The 16,865-nt window shown below is 69.4% G+C and carries 12 protein-coding genes and 7 pseudogenes; 5 read left to right on the top strand and 14 right to left on the bottom strand.

Going from position 1 to position 16,865, the window contains the following annotated elements; all coding sequences use genetic code 11:
* Positions 1–1,364: 1,364 nt before the first annotated feature.
* The 7 genes and pseudogenes from BT364_RS41465 to BT364_RS42790 form a co-directional block, all read right to left on the bottom strand.
* Positions 1,365–1,520, bottom strand: coding sequence for a DUF6131 family protein (locus BT364_RS41465; protein ID WP_164495245.1), 156 nt, complete (start codon positions 1,518–1,520; stop codon positions 1,365–1,367).
* Between the two features lie 664 nt (positions 1,521–2,184).
* Complete coding sequence (gene amaP, locus BT364_RS12360; RefSeq protein ID WP_072485194.1) at positions 2,185–2,781, bottom strand: alkaline shock response membrane anchor protein AmaP; 597 nt, start codon at positions 2,779–2,781, stop codon at positions 2,185–2,187.
* Positions 2,782–2,789: 8 nt separating this feature from the next.
* On the bottom strand, positions 2,790–3,473 hold the full coding sequence (locus tag BT364_RS12355; RefSeq protein WP_072485193.1) for a DUF6286 domain-containing protein: 684 nt from the start codon (positions 3,471–3,473) through the stop codon (positions 2,790–2,792).
* Entirely contained in the window at positions 3,470–3,844 is a 375-nt protein-coding gene (locus BT364_RS12350) for an Asp23/Gls24 family envelope stress response protein (protein ID WP_371268581.1), read from the bottom strand. Before BT364_RS12350 ends, BT364_RS12355 begins: the two co-directional genes overlap by 4 nt.
* Before the next feature lie 108 nt (positions 3,845–3,952).
* Positions 3,953–4,147, bottom strand: coding sequence for a hypothetical protein (locus BT364_RS12345; RefSeq protein WP_072485191.1), 195 nt, complete (start codon positions 4,145–4,147; stop codon positions 3,953–3,955).
* Between the two features lie 38 nt (positions 4,148–4,185).
* A complete protein-coding gene (locus BT364_RS12340) occupies positions 4,186–4,614 on the bottom strand; it encodes an Asp23/Gls24 family envelope stress response protein (protein ID WP_072485190.1) in 429 nt (142 codons plus the stop codon).
* 185 nt (positions 4,615–4,799) lie between these two features.
* A pseudogene (locus BT364_RS42790) lies at positions 4,800–4,934 on the bottom strand (IS3 family transposase); the annotation flags it as partial.
* An 825-nt stretch (positions 4,935–5,759) separates the two neighbouring features.
* Between BT364_RS42790 and BT364_RS12330 the strand changes: the two are divergent.
* Positions 5,760–7,895: a SpoIIE family protein phosphatase gene (locus BT364_RS12330; RefSeq protein WP_072485189.1), complete on the top strand. Its 2,136-nt coding sequence runs from the start codon at positions 5,760–5,762 to the stop codon at positions 7,893–7,895.
* Between the two features lie 121 nt (positions 7,896–8,016).
* Here the strand turns inward: BT364_RS12330 and BT364_RS44130 are convergent.
* The 3 pseudogenes from BT364_RS44130 to BT364_RS42785 form a co-directional block, all read right to left on the bottom strand.
* Positions 8,017–8,235: pseudogene (locus BT364_RS44130) on the bottom strand (IS5/IS1182 family transposase); the annotation flags it as partial.
* A 117-nt stretch (positions 8,236–8,352) separates the two neighbouring features.
* Positions 8,353–9,421 (bottom strand): annotated as a pseudogene (locus BT364_RS12320) (protein kinase family protein).
* A 362-nt stretch (positions 9,422–9,783) separates the two neighbouring features.
* Positions 9,784–9,959 (bottom strand): annotated as a pseudogene (locus BT364_RS42785) (IS701 family transposase); the annotation flags it as partial.
* Positions 9,960–10,341: 382 nt separating this feature from the next.
* Between BT364_RS42785 and BT364_RS12315 the strand changes: the two are divergent.
* The 3 genes and pseudogenes from BT364_RS12315 to BT364_RS12305 form a co-directional block, all read left to right on the top strand.
* Positions 10,342–10,740, top strand: a pseudogene (locus tag BT364_RS12315) (NADP-dependent phosphogluconate dehydrogenase); the annotation flags it as partial.
* A gap of 165 nt (positions 10,741–10,905) precedes the next feature.
* A complete protein-coding gene (locus BT364_RS12310) occupies positions 10,906–11,979 on the top strand; it encodes a Dyp-type peroxidase (protein WP_072485188.1) in 1,074 nt (357 codons plus the stop codon).
* Positions 11,979–12,776, top strand: a complete 798-nt coding sequence (locus tag BT364_RS12305) for a family 1 encapsulin nanocompartment shell protein (protein ID WP_072485187.1) — start codon at positions 11,979–11,981, stop codon at positions 12,774–12,776. Before BT364_RS12310 ends, BT364_RS12305 begins: the two co-directional genes overlap by 1 nt.
* 4 nt (positions 12,777–12,780) lie before the next feature.
* Here BT364_RS12305 and BT364_RS42780 read toward each other — a convergent pair whose 3' ends face one another.
* Positions 12,781–13,158 carry a hypothetical protein gene (locus tag BT364_RS42780; RefSeq protein ID WP_072485186.1) on the bottom strand — a complete coding sequence of 126 codons (378 nt, stop codon included), beginning with the start codon at positions 13,156–13,158 and terminating at the stop codon, positions 12,781–12,783.
* 339 nt (positions 13,159–13,497) lie between these two features.
* On the opposite strand from BT364_RS42780, the pseudogene BT364_RS12295 reads away from it, so the two are divergent.
* A pseudogene (locus BT364_RS12295) lies at positions 13,498–14,610 on the top strand (tetratricopeptide repeat protein); the annotation flags it as partial.
* Positions 14,611–15,117: 507 nt separating this feature from the next.
* Here BT364_RS12295 and BT364_RS12285 read toward each other — a convergent pair.
* From BT364_RS12285 to panD, 3 genes and pseudogenes are all read right to left on the bottom strand, one after another.
* Positions 15,118–15,744: an aspartate/glutamate racemase family protein gene (locus BT364_RS12285; protein WP_072485185.1), complete on the bottom strand. Its 627-nt coding sequence runs from the start codon at positions 15,742–15,744 to the stop codon at positions 15,118–15,120.
* A gap of 33 nt (positions 15,745–15,777) precedes the next feature.
* Positions 15,778–15,924, bottom strand: a pseudogene (locus BT364_RS42775) (GNAT family N-acetyltransferase); the annotation flags it as partial.
* Positions 15,918–16,343: an aspartate 1-decarboxylase gene (gene panD / locus BT364_RS12275; protein WP_072485184.1), complete on the bottom strand. Its 426-nt coding sequence runs from the start codon at positions 16,341–16,343 to the stop codon at positions 15,918–15,920. The pseudogene BT364_RS42775 and the gene panD, both read right to left, overlap by 7 nt.
* Positions 16,344–16,865: the final 522 nt, after the last annotated feature.

Here is a 16,865-nt window from a genome sequence, read left to right as displayed (position 1 = left end):
GGAGACGACATGATGCCCGCGTCACCTTCACAAGACGCCGTTCCATGATATACGGCCTGGGCCGACCGCATCTCGGAGCTCGCACATTGCTTCAGCGCCGGGAGCAGCCTCCTAACCGCGTGCCGTAGCCTTCCCACTGGCTGCACAGTGCCATCGCTGCCGCATAAGAAACGCTGTGTGAGTGGTGGGCTGGTGGGCTGGTGGGCTGGTGGGCTGGTGGGCTGGTGGGCACGCTATCCCCCAAGGAAGGAATCGCTTCCACCGAGGCCCTGGGCGCTGATTACGAACGCAAACCGCCATCAGCATCATGCGCGTTTCGCAAGTGATGGAACGCCGGTCTTCACTCTTGTTGGCCTGTTCTCCGACGGCCCACCGTTGGAGGAGAACAGGCAGGTCATGGCAGGCGCATGTGCCCATTCCCTGAGCAGTTGCCCTTGCGGTGCGCAGGGATCACAGTAAGAAAGGGAGGGATGTGCGGGAGCGGAGAACACCGTGATCATTCTCGGAATCATTTTGCTTGCCGTCGGGTTCGTGACCGGGATCTCCATACTGTGGACAATCGTTCTGCGGCGACGACGTGGAGCCACGCTGGCAGCTGTACATGGCTTGGTGCACGCGCAGTTGGAAGCGAAGCACGGCGCCAGCAGCGCCGACTGTTCGAGTTATGACAACAGGACGCGCTCGACCGGACGGTCGCCCTCTGCACCCGCCTACACCTACACAGGCAGAGGCCGCACGGCGGGCAGGGCGCTACTGGACCCAGTCAGCTGACCAGCAGTTGGGGCTGGTCCTCTCGACCTGGCGCTCACCCCGTGCCCTGGGGCGTTCCTTCGACGGCTTCCGCAAGTCGCCGCAGCATGCCGTGGTGCCGGATCTGCGCAAAAGCGTCGACCACTGTGTTGTGGAGGCTCCCTCCCAGGCCGCGCAGCGGATGCTCGTCGAGAATGACCAGGGCCTTTTTCGCCCCACGGCCGGATACCGAAAGCGATCCGTGCCGTGCCCAACGGCCCTCCGTGCACTTCGAGTTCCAGTGCGCGCGGGGCGTCGAGACGACGGACCGTCGTGCGTCCGTGGAACTCCTTCGGCCCCACACGCGCCGTGTATTTGATCGACGACCGACTTCCGGCCAACGCCCGTTACCCGGGGCGGAGTCCAAGGTCCCCACCACTCAGTCCGCGTAACGGCTCTCGTCCTCCAGAACCGCCCAGAGCACGGACGGTTCCCGGGCGATGAGCTGATGACGTACAGCCATGTGTGCTCCCATCCGGGGCGCTGAATAGCACGCGGCATCCGAGCACGCCGGGATCACAGCCGCCGTGGGACATAGCAGTGGCCGCGTGCACGGAGGTCCGGGGTAAGCGGCACTACCAGTAGTGCCGTCGACCGCCCACTGCATGCCCGACGGCACCAAGGATCCAAAGAACGATGCCGATCGCGACGAGCACGATACCGATGGTCCACAGGATCGATATGCCGGCCACCAGACCGATGACCAGCAGAATGACGCCGAGGATGATCATGGCATCCTCCGTTCTCCCAGGTGCTTTTAGTATGCGCCTCACACGTATGCACGGCGATGCAGACCGCGCGAGGCGCTCGTCCACCAAACCAGGGAAATGGCTATGTCACGAGGACAGGCATATCCCGTGCTTCCGCATGGCCGTCATCATCGCCCGAGCGCACGTCACCAGCGACGCCATGACGCGACTCATCAGCTTCCGACAATCATCCTGAAAGCGCGGTTCAAATCGAGGTGTATGGCTCCGTCTGCACGAAGCTCTATGGCGGCATCTCGCGTAACGGAACCCGCTCCAAGACGGTACTGACCGAAATTTCGGCCCCATGAAGACCACCGTGCCCAGGGACCGTGAAGGCGCGTTCGAGCCGAAGACCGTGCCCAGCGGCAGAAGCCTCTGCCGGGAGTCAAGGCCCGCGGTCACTTCCCCAACGAAGGCCGCACTGAAGCGCGCAGTGAACGCCTTCGACATCACCCTCGAAGGCAGGCCGTCTCTCAGCGGCCCTCCAGAAACGTCAACAACGTGAGCCAAACCGCTCGTTTGGCAGCCCCGCATGAGAGCCTCCTGCAGGTGGAGATAGCGCAATCCACCGAACCAGAAGGCCCTCACTCGTTCAAGATCACCACACCCGTGCGATAACCCTCACCAATCCCCGTGGACAGAACATCTAGGCGACGCGGCGGGCGCGGTGGCGGACTTCCTGGAGCCGGACCTCCGACGGGAGGCGGTCCAGGCCTGCCGAGTCCCGTGCGTGTGCGAGCGTTTCCCCGCTCAGTTGCTCCAGAGTCCGCGCCGGTTCTGCGTGAGGCTTAAGCAACAGCCGTACTCGTACGGCCGGAGCAGCACACCGACCCGTCAGCCGCACATGAGCCCGCGAGATCCCGTCCAGGACCTGCGCCTCTTCCTCGATTACGTCCTCCAGCGCGCGACCGTTGAGTCGGATCGCTGCGTAGTCTTCGCTCTCGACGAGGACTTGGCCCAACCGCTGTCTGCGCAGTTGCGCCAGAAGCCACCACAGCAGCAGCGCGAGAAGCACGGCGAGCACCGCAATGACGGTCGGCCACCACCAGTCCTCCTCCCGCCATCGGGTGCGTCCCTCGGTGCCCAGCACGACATCGTCCGGACCGCGGAAGGGCCACCAACCCGGCACGTCGAATCCCCAGTGGCGCTGCAGATCCAGCCCACCCAGCAGTACGCCGCCACCCAGGGCGAACAGTCCAAGGCCGAGCAGCCCCAGCAGCACCCGGTTCACTGCCTTGAGCATGGGACATCTCACCCCTTCTTCGGGCGACGGACGCGCACGTCCAGCTTGGGCTGCTGGGCGAGGCCCAAGTTCGCTACGGCTTTGCTCAGCGCGGCGTCCAGATCCGCGCGGACCTCGTTGAGATCGCGGAAATGTGCCTGTGCCCGGGCTTTGACCTTCCGGCGGCCGACATCGACCCGTGCCGATTGCACACCGGACACCCGCACGGCCCGGTCACGCAGAAGCAGGGCGGCCGCGTGGCGGTCGAGCCCGGCGCGGACCTCCCCTGTTCTGAGGATTCCGGTGGGCTGCCGCATGGGTAGCAGTCTGCGCAGTCCCGGCGTCACCGCCAGCAGGAAAAGCCACAGGCCAAGGGCCATCGCCGCTGCGGCCCCGACGGTCATCCAGATGTCATCCAGTGGCCGTGTGGCCAGTTCCTCGGCGAGTCGCTGTCGCCAGCTCATCCCGGGCCGGTCTGCCCGCACCGAGACCACGTCGTACAGGAGCAGCCCAATGCCTGCGACGGACAGCAGCGCCAAAATGGCTGCGGGGAGCCGTCGCGCGGACCAGAAGCGGCGCGCCGACCGGCCCGCTTTATGGACCGCTGCCGTCGCGCCCGTGCCCGGGGGGTCGCCCGCGGACGAAGCCGCCTGTCCCTTACCAGAGGGAATGTCACCTTCGCCGGTCGGCTGCCGCCTGGTGTTCGCGCTCATCTCACTCTCTCCCGGTCTCTATGCCGCGAGTGCACCGAGTGCAGCCTCTCGACCGACACCGTGAGTTCGGACACGTCCATGCCGGCCCATGTCCTGAGCCGCTCGATGACCTCGCGGCGCACCGCAGCGCACTGAGCCCCGATGTCGGACGGATAGCCCAGCTCCACGGCGATGCGCATCCGTACTTCGCCGAGCAGGGCTGGGCGGCTATCGGCGGGATCGCCGTCCCCTCCTGCGGCGTGCTCGTTGCGCTCCGGTGCCGGCCGCACAGACGTCGTCACGCTTGGTGTCCGGCGGCCGGGCGGTACACGGTGGGCCGAATCGGTGAACCGGCTCAGCGCCTCGCGGGCCACGTGGGAAGCGATCTTCACGACGACATGGTCAGAGACGGTGGTCGCACCCCGCTCTCTGCGAGGAACGCCCGGACGACGATCGACGTCACTGGTCACTGCCGTCAGTCTTCCTGAGTATGTCGCCGGCTATCGCGCCCGCTGGTGCTCGTCATGGCGGCGGCGGATGAAGTCACCCGGCTCGAGATCGCCTTCCATCAAGCGCCCGGCGACAAGTCCGACGGCGCCCAGTACCAGCACCAGCAGGAAGGCCCAGAAGCCACCGAAGTACCCGGCGAAGCCCAGTGCCATTCCGGCAATCAAGCCGACCACAGCCTTGCTCATCACGCGCTCCTTCACTCAAGCGGGCTGCTCCCCCTTGGCTACTGGACCCGCTGCTGCTCCCCTTCGTCCTCCTCATCGGGCAACTTCACATCGCTGACCGCGATGTTGACCTCCACGACTTCCAGGCCCGCCATCCGCTCCACTGCGGAGATCACGTTCTCGCGCACGTCACCGGCCACGTCCGTGATTGAGACGCCGTAGTCGACGACGATCTCCAGATCGACGGCCGCCTGCACCTCTCCCACCTCGACACTGACCCCGCGCGTGACGGACTTGCCGCTACCTGCGCCGGGCATCCGCTCCCGCATGGATCCCATCGAGCGTGCGAATCCACTGCCCAGGGCATGGACGCCGAGTACATCGCGTGCCGCCATTCCGGCGATCTTCTCTACCACCACGTCGGCAATGGTCGTCCGACCGCGAGAGCCGGGCGCACTGCCGTGCTTTCCGCCGGTGTTCTCAGTCATCGGGCTATTCCTCCCTGAAGGAGATCACCTAGCACTCTTTAACCGGATTATATTCGTTCTAGTGGGATCTATCAGAAGTGTGAACCATGAGACGGAGTGGTTCAACGAGTGGTACGAAGTGCCCCTGCCCAGGGCCCCTGTGGAATCGGGGCGCAATGCGGTGGGAAAAGAACCGCGGGGGTGATCTCGGCCTCGGTCACCGGCCGACGAATCCACCGGTAGTAGTGCTGGCGGGCAAGCCCCAGGACCCGGCACGCGACCGCGACCGCGACAGGGATCTTGTCGGCGGCGAGCTCTCTCACGAGCGGGTAGAGCCTTTTCCCGGCGAGAAGGCGCCGAACCAGGCGAGCCAGCGGTGGCACGTCGAGCGCACCCACGCCTGGCAGAACACCTTCTACCGGCTCGCCCGATGGTACGAACGCCGCGTTGCGGTCATCGACGCGTTCTTCGACCTCGCCGATACGATCACCACCGTCCGTAGCCTTTTCCGCGGGGCGTGGACGACCCACCGCTGGGACAACCGCCCGAACCGCCGCCCATGAGCACGTGCCTATTACGCAGCCTCTAAATGTGGCAGTTTGGGCATCTTGATGCCGACATGATCGGTACGTATGCCTGCCGACGTATCGGTACAGCCGCCACCGCCCCGGTGGACATGTGCAGCACGTCGTCACGGCAGTAGAGCGTATTTTCCCTATAGGGGCGACGATCGGTATATGGGTGACGATCGGTGTGGCTGGTGCGGAGCTCCACTACCGGAGTCGGCAGGCCCGGGTCGGCGGTATTGCCATCAGGCGCACCGGCAGGCGGCCTGGCGGGCCCGGCGTCGCTGGCAGGCGGCGGCGGGGGCGCGGCAGGCGCTGGTGTTCGCGGAAGCGGATCTCCTGACGCAGGTGCAGGCCGCAGCCCAGCAGGCGAGCGACTCGCGCCCGGGGCGAGGAGCGGAGGGCTGCCATGTTGCCGCCGTGGCGGAGCTACCCGGGTTGGCCGGGCATCTGGTGTGCTGTGCGGTGTTGGCGGACCGACGAACCGGGGCCAGCTGGGCGCAGATCGGCGCCGGCCTGGGCATCAGCGCGGAGGCGGCCAGATGTCGCTTCAGGCGCCTGGAGGGACCCCTGCCCGGTGCCGCTCGGGAGGGTGAGAGCATGAGGGACCTTGTCGGCTTCGGCGCTGGCACCGGCTCCGGCACGCATCAACTCTGCGCCGCTTTGGACCAGTTCATGCGGGAGACAGGCGCCTCCGGGGGCCTGGTATACCTGCTGCCGCCGGGCGAGCGGGTGCTGCGGCTGGCGGTGCTGAGGGGAGTTCCCCGGCAGATCGCCGCGCACTGGACGCAGGTGCCGTTGGCGGCCCGCACCCCGGCGACCGACGCCGTGCGCGAGCGGCGTCCGGTGTGGATAGGCGGCCAGGAAGAGATGGCGCGGCGCTACCCGCAGATGGCGCTCGCGCTGCCCTACCCCTTCTCGGCGGCCGCTGCCCCGATCATCACCGGCACCACCGTCTGGGGCGCCCTGGTGGTGCGGTGGCCCAGCTCGCATCCATCGCCGCTGACCCGGCACGAACGCAACACGGTCCGTACTTCCTGCCGGCGCCTGGGCCTTCTGCTGCGGCAGGCCGCCGACAGCGGCCACCCGCTGCTGCCCGGGCCCGAGCCGCAGGTCCTGGCCCCCTTGCGTGCCCGCGCCCGCGGGCCAACCCAGGAGGCGGCAGCGGCGGACTTCGCCGAGCGCCTGCCCGGAGGATGCTGCACCTTGGACCTCGACGGCCGGATCACCTTCATCACAACCACCGCTGCCGACCTCCTCGGCGCCAGCGCCTCCGACCTGCTGGGCGCCCTGCCACGGCAGGTCCTGCCGTGGCTGGACGACCCAGTCGTCGAGGACCGCTACCGGGCCGCGGTGCTCAGCCACGGTGCCACCTCTTTCACCGCCCTACGCCCACCGGACCGGTGGCTGTCCTTCCACCTGTACCCGGACGTCTCCGGCATCAGCGTCCGCATCGCCCCGGCCTCCCCGTCCCCTGCCTCGGAGACGTCAGAGGCTCTGCACCCCGCACCGTCGGCCGCACCGGGCCGGTCGACCGCCCACCACCACCTGATGCACCTCGCCGCCACCCTGACCGAGGCCGTTGGGGTCATGGACGTGATCGACCGAATCGCTGACCTGCTCCTGACCGCCTTCGGGGCCCAAGCCCTCGCCCTGATGATCGCCGAGGAGGGCCGGCTGCGGATCATCGGCTACCGGGGCTACCCCGCCGAACTCATGGACCGCTTCGACGGCACCCCCATGGCCTCCACCACCCCTGCCGTGCGTGTCCTGACCAGCGGCGTCCCCAGCTTCTACGCCACCTTCGCGGACCTCGAGCGCGCTTATCCCCCCGCCGCCCTGCAGGACGACAAGGCCGCCTGGGCCTTCCTGCCCCTGATCACCTCCGGCCGCCCCGTCGGCTCGCTGGTCCTCGCGTACGACCGGCCGCATCCCTTCACGCCCGAGGAACGAGCCGTCCTCACCTCGACCGCCGGGCTGATCGCCCAGGCCCTGGACCGCGCCCGCCTCTACGACGCCAATAAGGCTCTCGCCCACAGCTTGCAAGCCAGCCTGCTGCCCCAAGCACTGCCCCGCGTCCCTGGCCTGGACGTGGCCACCCGCTACCTCCCCACCGCTCACGGCATCGACGTCGGCGGCGACTTCTACGACCTCATTCATCTCGACACCGACCTCGCCGCCGCAGCAATCGGCGACGTCCAAGGCCACAACGTGAACGCCGCCGCCCTCATGGGGCAGGTCCGCACCGCCGTCCACGCCACCGCCGGCGCACCGCCCGGCCAAGTCCTCGCCCGCACCAACCGCCTGCTCACCGACCTCGACCCCGGCCTGTTCACCAGCTGCCTCTACGTCCAGCTCGACCTGGCACGCCACCGCGCCTGCCTGGCCACCGCCGGCCACCCGCCCCCACTCCTGCGCCACCCCGACCTACACGCCGAGATCCTCCCGCTGACGCCCGGGCTCCTGCTCGGCATTGACCCCGCGGCCGACTACCCGGAGACCGACATCCCCCTACCGCCCGGGTCCGTGCTCGCCCTGTACACCGACGGACTCGTCGAAACCCCTGGCATCGACATCGACGACGCCACCGCCGACCTCGCCGCCCAGCTCGCACAGGCCCGGGGCCAGACCCTGGACGCCCTCGCCGACACCCTCATCCCCCACGCCCAACGGTCCGCCCCCCGCAACGACGACATCGCCCTGCTCCTCATCCGGCCTCAACAACACGGCCGCTGACACCAAAGGCCCGCCCGGCCCGGCGGGGCTCCTGTCTCCGCCCCGCCGGGCTCGGTGAAGCATGCCTCCCTTTCCGAGCCACCGCCGATCGGAGCGGGTGGAAGGCGTTCTGCCAGGCGTGCGCGATCTGTTGGAGCCGGGCGAAGACGCCGAGCCGGATCCACTCGTTGCGGCGGTTGCGGATCGTGCTCGCCGAGCAGGTCGTGTCGGAGACCGCCTGGTAGGAGCAGCCGAACCGCAAGAGCTGGAGCAGCTCGATCCGCGCCCGCACCCGGTCCCGGTACTCGGTCCTGTGACCGTATGCGGCCTCTTCAGTCGGTGCCGCTCGGTGGCGGTCAGGACTATTTGCGCGGTGGCAACAGGCAAGGCAGGCAGGTCGATCGGCAGAAGTAGATCAGGGCGGCCATAGCCTGCCGCATCCGGTCCGACGCTGACGTCTGGTGGCCGCCCAGGTCCGTCAGACGATGGACGAGCTGCCCAACTCGCCGATCCGGCCGATCTCCTCCATCGGATACGGGGTCTGCCTGCTCTCCGGTTGGAATTTGCGGTGGAAGTCCGTCATCACCGCGGCGAGCGGGGCATGGTGGGTGAGGATCGCCGCGACCTGCGGCGGAATTCCCTTCGGGTGCTCACCTTGGGCGCATGCGCGTATGAACGCATTGCGCTCTTCCCCCTTGTACCCGTACAGGGCGGTGACGAGCCAGATCACCAGATGTGTGACGGAGTAGCAACGGTCATAGGTCTGGTGTTCGACGAAAAAGTCGGCCTCTTCCTTGGATAGGTCGAACCGGGAGGAGGTCGCGAGGCCGTAGTCCGTAAAGAACAGACGCTCACCGTCGGTCAGGATGTTCTGGAAGTGGGCATCGAAGTGCAGGAGACCACGGGCGTTCATGAACGAGGTCCCCGCCTGCAGTTGCCTCACAACCATGGCGCAGGCCCTCTCGGCCGCCTCGTCACCGGCTTTGACCTGAGCGCCCAGCCAGTCGTGCAGGTTCTGCGGGATGTACTCCAGGAACAGTGCGATGCTCGCCGAGGAATCTCGCAGAGCCTCGATCCGGCGGCGCACCTCCGATCCGCCTCCCCAGTAGGTGACAGCCTTCTCCACGCCGGCCAGTTCCTCGGGAAGCGACTGCCCGGGGTGCGGCAGGACCCGCCAGTGGTACATCAGTGGGAAGCCCTCATAGTCCTGTGCGAGCACCCAGTTCGTCGTCATGGTGTGCACGGCCAGCTCTCCAGGCCCCAAAGCCCGGCCCCCCGATGACCCCGACACCGAAATGGGAGAAGGCAGGTAGCTCGAAGAGGTTCGCCGTGGACCGGACGTTCTCCGGCTGCCTTTCCAGATCGCTCAGCGGCACCCGCTTGACGAAGACCGGGGTCCCGCCGATGTCCAGCAGCGCCGATGTCCCGCCGATACCGGATCCCATCGGCTCAGCCGCATCCACGAGGTCGCCCAGTTCAAGATCACTGCACAGGGCCAGTGCTGTGGAGACGGCACTGTGAGCCGCCAGACGAGCGTCGCGCGACATGTCAAAGCTCTCGACGACTGCCTCCACGTGGGCATCAACCTCTCTGAAACACCTGAGCGTCTCCGACGAGCACGAGCGCGCGACGCACAGCCCTGCGGTTCGACTCTTGGCACGTGCAGCGGGCATCCAGGATCCGTTTTGCGAACACAGATCCGCCCCCCTTTCGGCTGCAATGTACGTGAAGATGGCAACGAGATCGGGCGAACGCGATCCCTCGGCAAACCACCACTGCTCAGCGGCTCGGAACTGGGCTGTCTCGCAGTGGTCGACCTTCATCGCACTGTCCTTCGACGCTGACCGGTGAACACACCCGTCAGGCCCGGGGCCAACTCCCGAAGAACTTCCGGAGCCGACCACTAAGTCTGCAGGTCGTTGAGGAGGCTGTCAGCGTCCCAGCGGCTGTGGGACAGCAGGTGCTGGAGTCCGTCCGGAGTGGCGTAGCCGGCGAACTCGGCGAGCTGCCAGCCGTTCTTGCGGCCTACCGGGCCCGGCAGCCCCCGCGCACGTAGTCCCGCATCCGGCGCCGGGGTTTCACCCGCGCGAAGCAGGCCCCGGCCCGCAGGAATAAATTCTCGAGTTCATGGCCCCAGATACTCGTGGGCACATCGTTGATCACGTCTATGGACTGCTCGGCCCACTGTCATTACATGCGGCGCGGTCACACTCGCGGGACGGCCCGCCGAGGCCGCCCCGCACCCAACCCCATCCCGCTGCACTCCCCACACTCAAGCCGGTGACCAGCAGTAATGGAGAAGTCCGGCTGGAGTACTTGCCGGAAGCCGCGTAGCGGCAGGACCGGTCACGTTCGGTGAGCGTCTACGGCGAGCGCTGCATCGATCTCTTGGAGGAACGGCTCCAGGTCACCTGGGTTGCGCGAGGTGATGAGGGTCCAGCCGCAGGAGTCATCCTTGACGACCGGCGAGGCGTACGACTGGGACATCGACCTCGGCGCGGTGGCGGCGATCTGGCGGGCCGGGTGCATCATCCGGGCCGCGTTCCTGGACCGGATCCGGGCCGCCTACGACGCCCGTCCCGACCTGCCCGGTCTGCTGTCGGACGAGAAGTTCGCCGAGGAGATCGGCGCGGCCCAGGACGACTGGCGCGCGGTGGTCGCCGAAGCGGTGCGGCAGGGGGTGCCGACACCGGGATTCGCCGCCGCGCTCTCGTACTACGACGGCCTGCGCGCCGACCGGCTGCCCGCGGCGCTCACCCAGGGCCAGCGCGACTTCTTCGGCGCGCACACCTACCGCCGTACCGACCGCGAGGGCTCCTTCCACACCCTCTGGGGCGGCGACCGGTCGGAAGTCGCCGCGGGCTGACACGGGGGGCGGTGCGGACCGGCGGGCCGTCGTCGGGCTCGCCCGGCCGGGTGCCCCGGGGTGCGGGGGCGCCCCGGCTGTGCGTAAGTAGCAGCGAGCCCCCTTTCCGCCCGCCGCATGAGCCCGTTGCCGTTTCCCGCCGTTGCCGCCCCAGGGAGCCCCCGCATGCCCGACACCGCCCCGGATCCGGTCGCGGTCCAGCCGGTCGTCGCACCGCTGACCAGCGCCGCACTGATCCTGGTCGCCACGATCGAGCCCGGCGGCGAGCCCGCCGTGCGCGAGGTGCTGCCGGATCTCGCGGCCTTCGCCCGCTCCATCGGCTTCCGGTTCCCCGAGGCCGGCCTGGCCTGTGTGACCGGCTTCGGTTCCGGGGCCTGGGACCGGCTGTTCGCCGGGCCGCGACCGGCACAGCTCCATCCGTTCCAGGAACTGCACGGCGCCCGGCACCATGCGCCCGCCACCCCGGGGGATCTGCTGTTCCACATCCGGGCCGAGCGGATGGACGTGTGCTTCGCATGGGCGACCCGACTGCTCGACCGGCTCGGCGGCGCGGTGACGGTCGTCGACGAGACTCAGGGGTTCCGCTACTTCGACCACCGGGATCTGCTCGGCTTCGTCGACGGCACGGAGAACCCGGTGGGGGCGGACGCGCGGTCGGCGGCCCTGGTCGGCGCCGAGGATCCCCCGTTCGCGGGCGGCAGTTACGTCATCGTGCAGAAGTATCTGCACGACCTCGCGTCCTGGACCGCGCTGAGCACCGAGGAACAGGAGCGGGTCATCGGCCGTACGAAGCCGGACGACATCGAGTTCGCCGACGACGTCAAACCCGCCGACTCGCACATCGCCCTCAACACGATCACCGACCCGGACGGCACGGAGCGCGACATCCTGCGCGCCAACATGCCGTTCGGCAGCTTCGGAGAGGGCGAGTTCGGCACGTACTTCATCGGTTACGCCGCCGATCCGGCGGTGACCGAGCAGATGCTCCGCAACATGTTCCTCGGCAGCCCGCCCGCCACGCACGACCGCATTCTCGACTTCTCGACCGCGGTCACCGGCACGCTCTTCTACGCCCCCAGCGCCGACTTCCTCGACGCCCCGCCGCCCTCGCCCTCGTCGGCCGGGACCGACGCCCTGCCGGAGCCCACGTCCGCGCCGGCACCGGCGACGGCCCCGGCCCCGGCCGGTCCGGCCGACGGTTCGCTGCACATCGGCAGCCTGCAAGAAAGCGCCCAGTGATGAACAATCTCCACCGCGAACTCGCCCCTGTCACGGAAGCCGCCTGGGACCAGATCGAAGAAGAGGCCCGGCGCACCTTCAGCCGCCATGTGGCGGGCCGCCGTGTCGTCGACGTCACCGGCCCGGACGGCCCCGGGCTGGCGGCCATCGGCGACGGCCATCTGCGCGACATCGATCCGCCCGCCCCGGACGTCATCGCCAAGGCCCGCACATCGGTGCCGGTCATCGAGTGGCGGGTGCCGTTCACGGTGACCCGGTCGGCCGTGGACGACGTCGAGCGCGGCTCGGACGACAGCGACTGGCAGCCCGTCAAGGACGCCGCCCGCACCTGTGCGTTCGCGGAGGACATGGCGATCATCGACGGGTACACCTCGGCCGGGATCGCCGGGCTCCGGGACGGATCCTCGCACTCGCCGCTGGCGCTGCCCGCGGACGCCCGCGACTACCCGACCACCGTCAGCCAGGCGCTGACCCAACTGCGGCTGGCCGGGGTCGACGGCCCGTACCGGCTGCTGCTCGGTGCCGACGCCTTCACCGAGGCCACCGAGACCTCCGACCACGGATACCCGGTGGCCACCCATCTGGCCCGGCTGCTCGACGACCAGATCCTGTGGGCGCCCGCCGTCAAGGGCGGTGTGCTGCTCTCCACCCGCGGCGGCGACTTCGAGCTGTGCCTCGGCCAGGACCTCTCCATCGGCTATCAGGACCACGACGCGACCAGCATCCGGCTCTACTTCCATCAGGCGTTCACCTTCCGGATGCTGACGCCCGAGGCCGTGGTCCCGATCATCGCCTGAGGCGTTACCTCCGGTGCCCGGTCGCCCTGACGCTCCAGCTCAGGGTGTCGGTGGCCAGGGCGCGGACGGCGGGGTCACGGATGGCGTCCGTACGGTCCACGGCCTCGGCGGTCACCTTGTGACCGCGACCGTCCGCACGGACGCCGAGCAACGCTGGGGTGACCGAGGTACGTCCCCGGGCGGAAGCCCTCTCGATGCCGTCCACGTACCAGCGCAGATCGATCCGGGCGAGACCGGTGGCGGCGCGCGGCCGGTGGGCAAGGGCCCCTGCGGCCCGGAGATCCGCCAGGTCCACGGTGATGCGCCGGCCCGGTCCGACGGCGGTGCCGGTGTCGACGGCGCTGCTCAGCGCGTTGCCCGCGCGATGGAACCCGGCGATCATCGGCCCACTTGGCGGTGGCGTCCGCGTGGAAGTCGTCCTGCCGGCCCGCCGTGTAGCCGTCGCCGATGATCACGACGTCCAGGCGGTCGTCGGAGGGACCGGTCACCGCCTGCTCGCCCACCGTGCCGTCGACGGCGGCCTCCGCTGCGCTCAGCGGGGCGGCGGCGCCGGCCTTCCGCGCGGGGGCCTCGGCCGGGACCTCGACGGTCCTTCCCGAGCCGCCGGGGTCGGGGAAGTACTCGACCGCGACGTTGCGGCCGCCGCCGGTACCGGTGGGGCAGCCGACGCCGGTGCGGTGGCGGCGGTCGCCGCCAGGAGGCCGGCGAGTGCGAGCCCGCTCTGCGGCTGGAACTCGTCGAGGCCCAGCGGACCTTGGCAACGGGTGCCGCCGAGGACGCAGCCGCCGCCTACGCGCGACTGCTCGCCGAGGCCGACCGGCACGGGCTCGACGACGAACGCGCCACGGCCCTGCTCGGGCTCGGCCACTGCGCCCTGGAGACGGGCGATCTGCCCACGGCCCGCGAGCACTTCGAGGTCGTGGAGCGACTGCTCGCCGATGCCCCGCTCCCCCTGCGCGCCCCGGCCGTCCGGGGCAGAGCCGTCGCCCACCTCCTGGCCGGCGAACTCCGGTACGCCTGCTACCTGCTGGAGAGCGCCATCGACGAACTCAACACCTCCGGCCTCCAGGACCCCGGCGCGCTCCTGCTGCTGTACACGGCCGCGATCGCCCCCTACATGGACATGGGCGCCCACGCCCGCGCCGCCCAGGCCGGCGAGCTGGCGCTGGCCCTCGCACCCCGGGTGTCCGATCCGGAACTGGTCGCCGGTCTCCACCGCAGCGTCGCCCGCACCCTCATAGCGGCGGGCCGCACCGCGGAGGCGGACGCCTCACTCGCCAAGGCCGCCGAGATCTACCAGCAGCTCCAGATCCGCACGGAGCTCGCGCACTGCCACTGGATGCGCGGCTACGTGCACGCCCAGGACGGCGACCTGTCCGGCGCCGAGACCGAACTGCGCGCCGCCCGCGACATGCTGGCCTCGAAGCGGGCCTCCCTGTACACGGCCCAGGTCGAGGTGGAACTGGCGGATGTCCTGCGCCGCCGCGGCAAGACCGCCCAGGCCCAGGAGCTGCTGCACAGACTCCTCGGCGAACTGCACCCGGACCGCGGCTCGGTCCACGCGGGCGGCGCGCATCGGCTGCTCGGCCTGATCCACGAGGACCGGGGCGACCTGGAATCCGCCGAGGAGCACTACGTCACCGCGCTGTCCCTGCTGGAACGTGCCGGTGCCGCCGGAGACCTCGCGGACATCTGCCGGCTGCTGGGCGACCTGCTGCGCCGCGTGGGCCGCACCGAGGCCGCGATGGACGCCTACCGAACCGGCCTCGGCCACCGGGCCTCCCCCGGCACCACCACACTGGGCCCGTCACCGGTCCGGCCACCCACCGCCTGATTCCGGCCCGGCGGAGGCGCGCAAGGGGGCGCCGGGCAGGCAGAGGGATCCCCGTCGCCGGTCGGCGACGACGCCGAGCCATTTCGTTCCGACCGGTCTCAATTCAGCGGCTGCGCACTCCGCCCGGCATGAGCGACGCATCCGGAAGCGGCCGACGACCGGCACCCCAGGGCGAGGAGTGGGCGGCCCGCCGACGCGACGGCCGCGGTTCCGGGACCGGGTCGGGGCGCGGTGGCGGCGGCTGTGGGATCGGATCCGGCGAGGGGCCCGGCGGGACGGGGCCGGGTGGCGCAGGCGGTGGCTCCGGCAGCGGGGACGGTGGGCCGGGCATCGGTCCGGGGGTGGGGGCCGGCGGGACCGGGTCGGGGTACGGATTCGTCATCGGGGGCCTCCGAACGGTTCGGGGTGGATCTGCTTCCACCGTCCCCCGGAGCGGCCGGCCGCGCCTGGTGAGTCCGTGCGCCCGGGTTCCGGATGATCTGCCGGGGTCCGCGAGCCGTGCCGAGGTCAGCGCGCGGCGGCGGCCGCGGCCGCGAGACCCGGCCCGGGGCTGGAGAGCACCGGGATGCGGGTGACCGTACGGGTGACCGCGTCGGCCATGGACGCCTGCGCCAGCACGATCACATCGCTGTCCGTCACCGCGTCGGCCGCGGCCGCGACGAGGTCCAGGTAGCCGTCCCGGTCACCGGCCTCGAAGCGCGCCCAGGCGCCGTCCACCACGACGGTCCGTACGTCGACGGCCCGGTCCCCCACCTCTTCGGCGAGCAGGGCGAGGGTCGGCGCCAGGGTGCCGGTGATCGTCGCGAGCACGGCCACGCGGCCCTGTGCCGCGGCGGCGGCCGCCATCGGGCGGTCGACGCGCAGCACCGGAACACCGAGCCGCGCCGACTCCGACTCGGCGACCGCGCCGATCGTAGAGCAGGTGCAGAGCACGGCACGGGCACCGTCCGCGACAGCGCCCGCGAGCAGGTCCCGGATCTCGCCCGACACCGCTTCGGGGCCCGCTTCCCCGGCTCTGGTGAGCAGGTCCTCGTGCACGAGATGGCGCAGGGCGAGTCCGGGATGGTCGGCGTCCCGGAGCGCGTCGAAAACGGGTACGTGGGCCGGGGAGGTGTGCAGCAGGGCAAGTGTCATCGGCCAAACGGTACAGTCCCCGGCCGAACCGGGTCAGTACAGCTCGGGATCCGTCTTGAGCTGCGCCTTCGCCCGTTCCACCAGTTCGACCGGCGCCTCGGGTGCCCGGTCGGGGTGGCGCGCCGCCCACTTCGCGGCGTACGGGCGGAGCGGGACGACGGGGACCCCCTCGCTCAGCGCGCCGCGGGCACGGCGTGCGGGCTCCGCTCAGTGGCGGTGCCGGGTACGGGCGCGGAGGCATCGGCACCGAGCGCGACGATACGGTTGCCGGCGTCGACATGCACGATGCGCGGGGTCAGGCCGCGTGCCTCGGCGTCGTCGACCTGGGCATAGCTGATCAGGATGACCAGGTCACCGGGGTGGACGAGGTGGGCGGCGGCGCCGTTGATGCCGATGACACCCGAGCCGCGCTCCCCCTCGATGACATACGTCTCCAGACGGGCGCCGTTGTCGATGTCGACGATGTGCACCAGCTCGCCGGGCAGCAGATCCGCTGCTTCCATCAGCTCTGCGTCGACGGTGACGGAACCGACGTAGTGCAGGTCGGCCTGGGTCACGGTGGCCCGGTGAATCTTGGACTTGAACATGGTACGCATCATCGAGGTGCTCCCAGGCTAGGCTCCCTGCCTGCGTTTTTGCAGGTCAAGTGCTGTTTTCCTACCTTACAACGAGTCGCAAGTTCGGTCAGCTTTCCCCAGGTATTTGAGGACTGATGCTCACCACTTGCTCACTTTTCTGACCCCCCGCCAGGAAGATCGGAGGTCATCCACGGACAACCGCCGGGTTAGCCTTAGCCTCAATACCGTTTAGTTAGTGGTCTCGAGTGGTGATGTGGGGGTTGTGTTTGGGTTGGGGCCAGTGTGTGTGGTGGGAGCGTTTCGCGGCCCATTTCAGGACCTTGCGTTTGACGACTCGCGGGTGTGAGCGTTTTCGGCGTGGTGGGTTGAGGTGTTGGGCGAGCCATCGGATGGCGTGATGCCAGATCGTGTCGGCCGTGTCAGTGCCCGGAGGGGGAAAATGCGCTCTGCGTGACTGAACGGCGAGCGATGCGGAGGGCTTTGACGAAGGAGACTCTGTCGGGGTCCTGGCCGGTGTGCGCGGCGGTGTCAGCCATCAGAGTA

The sequence above is a fragment of the Streptomyces atratus genome (genome assembly GCF_900119365.1).
GTDB classification, from domain to species: domain Bacteria; phylum Actinomycetota; class Actinomycetes; order Streptomycetales; family Streptomycetaceae; genus Streptomyces; species Streptomyces atratus_B.
Note: the sequence above shows the minus strand (reverse complement) of the source record. Positions and strands in the feature narration are given on the sequence as shown.

Excerpts from the sequence above, each read along its gene's own strand:
- BT364_RS41465 (WP_164495245.1), bottom strand. The coding sequence starts at position 1,520 with ATGATCATCCTCGGCGTCATTCTGCTGGTCATCGGTCTGGTGGCCGGC.
- amaP (WP_072485194.1), bottom strand. The coding sequence starts at position 2,781 with ATGCTCAAGGCAGTGAACCGGGTGCTGCTGGGGCTGCTCGGCCTTGGA.
- BT364_RS12355 (WP_072485193.1), bottom strand. The coding sequence starts at position 3,473 with ATGAGCGCGAACACCAGGCGGCAGCCGACCGGCGAAGGTGACATTCCC.
- BT364_RS12345 (WP_072485191.1), bottom strand. The coding sequence starts at position 4,147 with ATGAGCAAGGCTGTGGTCGGCTTGATTGCCGGAATGGCACTGGGCTTC.
- BT364_RS12340 (WP_072485190.1), bottom strand. The coding sequence starts at position 4,614 with ATGACTGAGAACACCGGCGGAAAGCACGGCAGTGCGCCCGGCTCTCGC.
- BT364_RS12330 (WP_072485189.1), top strand. The coding sequence starts at position 5,760 with ATGAGGGACCTTGTCGGCTTCGGCGCTGGCACCGGCTCCGGCACGCAT.
- BT364_RS12310 (WP_072485188.1), top strand. The coding sequence starts at position 10,906 with ATGCCCGACACCGCCCCGGATCCGGTCGCGGTCCAGCCGGTCGTCGCA.
- BT364_RS12305 (WP_072485187.1), top strand. The coding sequence starts at position 11,979 with ATGAACAATCTCCACCGCGAACTCGCCCCTGTCACGGAAGCCGCCTGG.
- BT364_RS42780 (WP_072485186.1), bottom strand. The coding sequence starts at position 13,158 with ATGATCGCCGGGTTCCATCGCGCGGGCAACGCGCTGAGCAGCGCCGTC.
- BT364_RS12285 (WP_072485185.1), bottom strand. The coding sequence starts at position 15,744 with ATGACACTTGCCCTGCTGCACACCTCCCCGGCCCACGTACCCGTTTTC.
- panD (WP_072485184.1), bottom strand. The coding sequence starts at position 16,343 with ATGATGCGTACCATGTTCAAGTCCAAGATTCACCGGGCCACCGTGACC.